This is a genomic window from Acidobacteriota bacterium (genome assembly GCA_035471785.1).
Taxonomy (GTDB): domain Bacteria; phylum Acidobacteriota; class UBA6911; order RPQK01; family DATIPO01; genus JANQFM01.
The window spans coordinates 1-5,480 of record DATIPQ010000085.1 but is presented as its reverse complement, the minus strand read 5'-3'; the positions used below and the strand labels follow the sequence as shown (position 1 = coordinate 5,480).

Sequence of the window (5,480 nt, the reverse complement as noted above, 5' to 3'; positions counted from 1 at the left end):
CGTTGGGCTGGGCGTGGAAGCGGCGGTCTTGAGGGTCCTGGTATTCGGCCAGGCACCGCTCACACATCTGGAAGCGCCGCATCGAGGTCAGCGGACGGTCGTAAGGCAGCCCCTTGATGATGGTGAAGCGCGGTCCGCAGTGGGTGCAGTTGATGAAGGGGTAGCGATATCGGCGGTCCTCGGGGTCGAGCAGTTCGCGGCGGCAGTCGGCGCAGATGCCCAGGTCGGGCAAAAGCCACACACGCGGCTTGCCCGAGCGGGTGCTTTGGCGAATTCGGAAGCCTGACCGGCCAGATCGGTCCCTGGGGGGCAGGAAGCGGTGATCGACGGTGTAGAGGATTGCCGGGGGCGGCTTTTCCTCCTGCAGGCGGGCCAGAAAGCGGGCTAGCGTCTGCGAGGTGCCCTCGACCTCGATAGTGACGCCGCTTTCGTCGTTGCGCACCCAGCCGCTCAGGTCGAGTTCCTCGGCCAGGCGGAAGACGAAGGGGCGGAAGCCGACTCCCTGCACCACGCCCACGATGCTGACATGCATCCGTTCCTCTGCTCTCATGGCCGGGTTTCGGAAGCTCCTTTCTCCAGCGTTGCCAGGTAGGCGGTCAGGTCTTCGATTTCCTGGTCGGTGAGGGGGAAGCGGGGCATGGGGGGAAAGCCTTCATTGATGGGCGTCTTGCCTGTGCGCCGATAGATGACCTCGGGGTCGTGCAGCCACTGGCGCAGGCGCTCTCTGTCGTATTAGTCAGCCACGCCGGCCAAGTCCGGCCCCTGGCGGTCGCCGCCTCCTACGCTGTGGCAGGCGGTGCAGGCCTTCTCTTGCAGCAGTTGCCGCCCGCGCGCCGGGTCTCCGCCGCCGCAGGCTGCCAGAAGCGTGAGTGCAAAGGTGAGAAGAGGAGTGAGTATTCGCATGCGTCGAGCTTCTTATTCCACGCTTTCAGCGTTAGCACGCCTTCTGATGGAATCCCAGGGTTGGCGAACCGCTCGCTTCCAGCGAGACCGGACCTGACTATCAACACAGTCGCTGGGCTGGTGCATCGCTCGCCTCCGGCGAGCCGGACTTGACTGTGAAATAAGTCGCGGCCTGGACTGGACCCGGCAAGGAACCTTGGTGGTCAACCTGCTCTCGTCGCCTGGCTCAGGAAAGACCGCCTTGCTTGAAGCCACCCTGCCGAAGCTGAAAGAGCGCTACCGGGTAGGCGTGCTGGAAGGCGACCTTGAAACCGAGCGCGACGCCCAACGCATACGGGCCCAGGGAATCCCCGTTATTCAGATCACCACCGGCGGCACCTGCCACCTGGAATCGCACATGATCGAGCAGGCCTGGCAGCAATTAGCCCTGGAGGGGCCCTTCGATATCCTCTTCATCGAGAACGTGGGAAACCTGGTCTGCCCGGCCTCTTATGACCTGGGCGAGCACCTGCGCGCCGTGCTGCTTTCGGTCCCCGAAGGCGACGACAAGCCCGCCAAGTACCCCAAAGCCTTCCGCGGATCTCAAGCCTGCCTGATGACCAAGTGCGACCTGCTGGAACACTTCGATTTCGACCTCGATGAAGCCGCCCGCCTGGCCCGCGAGCTGCGACCCGACATGAAGATCTTCCGCACCTCGGCCCGCAGCGGCCAAGGACTCGGCGAGTGGATGGACTTTCTAGCTGAGAGACTGCAAGAGGCGCGTCCGCAGGCGGTTTGAAGGAAGGCGGCCCGGCGGGGAGCGCATGCATCCGCCGGGCCGCTATCGGGAGGCTTGATCCCCGTTTGCTTGGAAGCAATTGATCCTGAGGGAAGGCAATCGCAGCCAATTCCGGGAACCAATCTTAGGCTAGGGTTGTGCCTGCCTCACCGATCTTCACCCTCCCTGAGGTTCGATTGGGAAGGAGTCAAAGGGTGAAGTCGGATCAGTCGAATCTATATGTAAACCCGACCAAGAAGATATGGTCGGGAAAGGTCGCGTCTCCTGGATTGTTGGTGTTGGGATTGGCCAGGCGGTTACGGTAGACCGCCAGCGGCGCGTTGAAGGTGAAGGTGTATTCGTCTCTCGAGTAGGCGAAGCCGGGCTCGATGAAAACTTCTTTTCCCGGCCGGCGCCAGCCGTCGCTGGGACCGATCAGGTCATAGCGGGGCAGCCCTTCCATGCGGGCAGCCAAACTGACGGAAAGACCGGTCACGGGCAAGGGCATGGCCGCACCCGCCCTCATCACGTATTGGTCAGGGACGGAGTTGAACAGTATCCCCTCGAAGCGGGGATCGTCTCCCAGGCCCAGACCTTGAATGATGGAAGGCGTGTCGTTGGAGTTCTTGGGATTGATCAGATAGCTGAGACTGGCGAAGAGCGTGGTCCTCTTGACCCGCTTGAAGCCGTGCACCTCGCTGAGGATTCCCCAGCCGCCGTCGCCGGGCTGGATCGATTGATCCACCGCTTTCCGGGTGGGATTCTGCCCCGTCAGGTCGGGATAGACGTCGGTGACGTCCGACTTTCCCGTGGGAATCTTGAGTCCCAAACCCACCGAAATGTTGTGATCGCTCTGCTCGGTATCCATGAGCCAATAACGTCCGCTGACTGAGATGTCGCCGATCCCGCGCGCCTCCTGCTTGCTGCGCGGCCCCGGTTCCGGACGGATGGGAAGAGGAATCGCCCAGGAGGCGTTGACGAAAGGTACGCCCACGCTGACGCTGAGGCGGTCACTCACTCCGTAGGTCGCCACCACGTCCACCAAGCGCTGGTTGTTCTGGACGAAAGTGCCCAGCTCTTCGCGCTCGAACTGGCGCTCGGTGCCGTTGAAGTGCTTGTTGGAGTTGAGGCCGCGAAAGGCGACGCTCATCTGCCAGCTTCCCGGCTTCTGATAGGGAGACTCCCACGCACCAGGCACGGGTGCGTTCTGCCTGATGAGCACTCAGCCCTGGCCGAAAGCCGTCCCCGTTCCGGTCAGCAACCAACCCATCAGCACCAGGGTGGTTGAAACCGCCACCCGGAACCATCTCTGTCCAATCACGAATACCTCCTCGCCAAGACCGTCAGGCACTCAGCATGCCAATGGATCTGATTTTCCCAGGAGGAAGGCTAAACGCCTTTTTATCAATGGTTTGCAACAACACTTAAGCCTCGGAGAGGATCGGTCTGCTTCGCAATTTTTATGGACTTTGAACTCAAACCCGTCTATACTCGCGCCCTTGCAAGCGGGGTCGAGCCGCGGAGAGAACGGGACTTGGGGAGCAGTTCGTAAATTTTTTGAACCCTTTCGGCGGAATTATGAAGCGCAGGCTGAGCACGCTATTGAAGAGACCGGGAGTCGGGCTGATGGCCTTGCTGGGCTTGCTTTTGCTGGGTATCAACGCCTTAGCCCTGTGGAGTATTTTCTCGGCAGGCGGCGAGGCCCGCCAGGCGGCTCTCGAGGACTTGCGCCTGCAAACCATCGCCGATGCGCGCTCGCTGGAGGCTCGGCTGGCTTCCTCTCGCGCCGACTTCGTTTTCCTCTCCCAATCGCCTCCATTGGCCGACTATCGGCAGGCCCTGGAGGAGCCCGACCCCATGCGCCGACGCTGGCATCGTCTCAACATGGAATCGACCCTGCTGCTCTTCTTCTCGGCCCATCCCGAGGTCGACTCGGTCATCTTGCGTGAGGCCGAGCAGGGGAGGGCCTTCCTGGCCGCGGGCAGGAGAGACGGTGCTCCGGTGTTGCTGCCGGCTAGCGATGCTCCCCTTTCCCTTCAGCGGCGTGAAGGTTTCTTGACCGGCATGTGGCCCCTGGGCGGTTCTGAGGAGCCAGGCTGGCTTGAGGCTTCCCTGGACGTAGCTAAGATGCTGGAGACGGCAGCTCCCGCCGAGGCTTCCAAACTGCGGGTGGTCCAAGGAGATAGGGGGGAGCAAACAGCCGTCGACGGCGGCCAGCGCGAGGACGTTTACTTGATCTCGGCATCGGTCGTCAGCGACGACTGGCAGCCTCCCATCGAGTGGATCCTGCAGCGGCTTGAACCGCGCAGCGGCCTGGTGGCCTCCATCTCGAGATTGTCCGAGCGCTACCGATTCACCCTGATCCTCAACCTGGCCTTGATGGCGGGGGCCCTGGTGCTGGGAGGGATTGCTTTCAGCCAGGCGCGCCGCAGCGTGGTTCTGGAAGCCGAAAACCGCCATCAAACCCAGGTGCGGGAACTGGAACGGCAGGTGCTGCACCAGGAGAGGTTGGCCACCATCGGCCGGTTGGCAGCCGGAATCGCTCATGAAATCAACAACCCGCTGGAGGGGATGTCGAACTATCTCTCCCTGCTCAAGGAGGAGATTGAGGACCAGCGCCAGGAAGCGGCGCTGGAGATGACGTCCAAGGTGCGGGAAGGGCTGGACAGGGCCTCGCGGATCACACGCCAGGTGCTGACGTTTGCCGACCCGGCTCATGCCCCCAAGGCCGAGCTGTCGCTGGAGAAGGTGCTTCTGGAGACTATTCAGTTCGTGCGCACCAATCCAGCCTACCGCAAGGCCGAGATCCGCTTTTCGCCTTGCGGAGAGGAGCCCCGCGTGCTGGGCAATTCGGTGACGCTGGGCCAGCTCTTCCTCAACCTGCTTCTTAACGCCTGCCAGCAGCCGGCAGAGGGAGGCCTGGTGGAGGTGGCTTGCCGAGTCAGCGGAGATGAAGTGATGGTCACTTTCGCCGACCAGGGCCCCGGCATTCCCGAGGAGATACTGCCCAAGATCTTCGAGCCTTTCTTTTCAACCCGCCAATCCACAGGCCTGGGCCTCTCGGTCTGTCTGGGAATCGCACACCAGCACAAGGGCCGCATTGAGGCCGAGAACCGGGCCGGACGCGGAGCCGCCTTCACGCTTTGCCTCCCCCTGGCTCGATCCCTTCCCGAACAGGCGGCGGAAGAGCAGGGTCTGCTTGAGGCGGCCCACGACGCAAGGACATGAAGACTAAAGGAACCATTCTGGTTGTAGACGACGAAGAGTACGTACGAGACTCTCTGGCCCGCATCCTGGAGCGCAACGGTTACCAGGTGCGCAGCGCCGCCGACCCCAGGGAACTGGAGGAGGACGATTCCCTGCAGGGCCTGGACGGAGTCATCACCGACCTGCGCATGCCGGGCATGGACGGGATCGAATTGACCCGCTCCTTGTGCAAGCGCGCGCCCGGCCTCCCGGTCGTGGTGCTGACGGCCTACGCCGACGTGCCCTCGGCGGTGGAGTGCATGAAGTCGGGTGCCTGCGATTTTCTGCAGAAGCCTGCCGATCCTGAGAAGGTGCTGCTGGTGGTGCAACGGGCCTTGCAGGAGAGCGGCATGCGGCGCGAGCTGGCTTACCTGCGCTCGGGAGCGGGAGCCTCCGACCGCCGACGAGAACCCCTGGGCGTCAGCCGGGGCTGGAAACAAGTGCTTGAAGTAGTGCGGGCGGCGGCTCCCAGCGATTCCAGCGTCCTTCTGCTGGGCGAATCGGGGGTGGGCAAGGACGAAGTGTCGCGCCTGATTCACCGCCTCAGCCATCGCGCCCAGCGGCCCTTCGTGCG

Annotated in this window: 6 protein-coding genes; 3 read left to right on the top strand and 3 right to left on the bottom strand. The window is 62.8% G+C overall.

Translation table 11 applies throughout. The features are described 5' to 3' along the window. Positions 1-532: acylphosphatase (locus VLU25_12110; protein ID HSR68674.1), on the bottom strand; the 532-nt coding region annotated here is incomplete at its 3' end. 200 nt (positions 533-732) lie between these two features. Continuing rightward, positions 733-903, bottom strand: a complete 171-nt coding sequence (locus VLU25_12105; GenBank protein HSR68673.1) for a c-type cytochrome — start codon at positions 901-903, stop codon at positions 733-735. A 112-nt stretch (positions 904-1,015) separates the two neighbouring features. Here VLU25_12105 and hypB point away from each other — a divergent pair, with 112 nt between their 5' ends. After that, a complete protein-coding gene (gene hypB, locus VLU25_12100; protein ID HSR68672.1) occupies positions 1,016-1,681 on the top strand; it encodes a hydrogenase nickel incorporation protein HypB in 666 nt (221 codons plus the stop codon). Between the two features lie 205 nt (positions 1,682-1,886). On the opposite strand, the gene VLU25_12095 is transcribed toward hypB, so the two are convergent. Continuing rightward, entirely contained in the window at positions 1,887-2,810 is a 924-nt protein-coding gene (locus VLU25_12095; protein HSR68671.1) for a hypothetical protein, read from the bottom strand. A 428-nt stretch (positions 2,811-3,238) separates the two neighbouring features. Here VLU25_12095 and VLU25_12090 point away from each other — a divergent pair, with 428 nt between their 5' ends. Continuing rightward, on the top strand, positions 3,239-4,888 hold the full coding sequence (locus VLU25_12090; protein HSR68670.1) for an ATP-binding protein: 1,650 nt from the start codon (positions 3,239-3,241) through the stop codon (positions 4,886-4,888). Then, positions 4,885-5,480, top strand: a 596-nt coding sequence (locus VLU25_12085; GenBank protein ID HSR68669.1) for a response regulator, incomplete at its 3' end; no start/stop codon positions are given. The genes VLU25_12090 and VLU25_12085, both read left to right, overlap by 4 nt.

What these genes read in the sequence shown, in the direction of transcription:
- VLU25_12105 (HSR68673.1), bottom strand. Translation starts at nt 903, where the DNA reads ATGCGAATACTCACTCCTCTTCTCACCTTTGCACTCACGCTTCTGGCA.
- VLU25_12095 (HSR68671.1), bottom strand. Translation starts at nt 2,810, where the DNA reads ATGAGCGTCGCCTTTCGCGGCCTCAACTCCAACAAGCACTTCAACGGC.
- VLU25_12090 (HSR68670.1), top strand. Translation starts at nt 3,239, where the DNA reads ATGAAGCGCAGGCTGAGCACGCTATTGAAGAGACCGGGAGTCGGGCTG.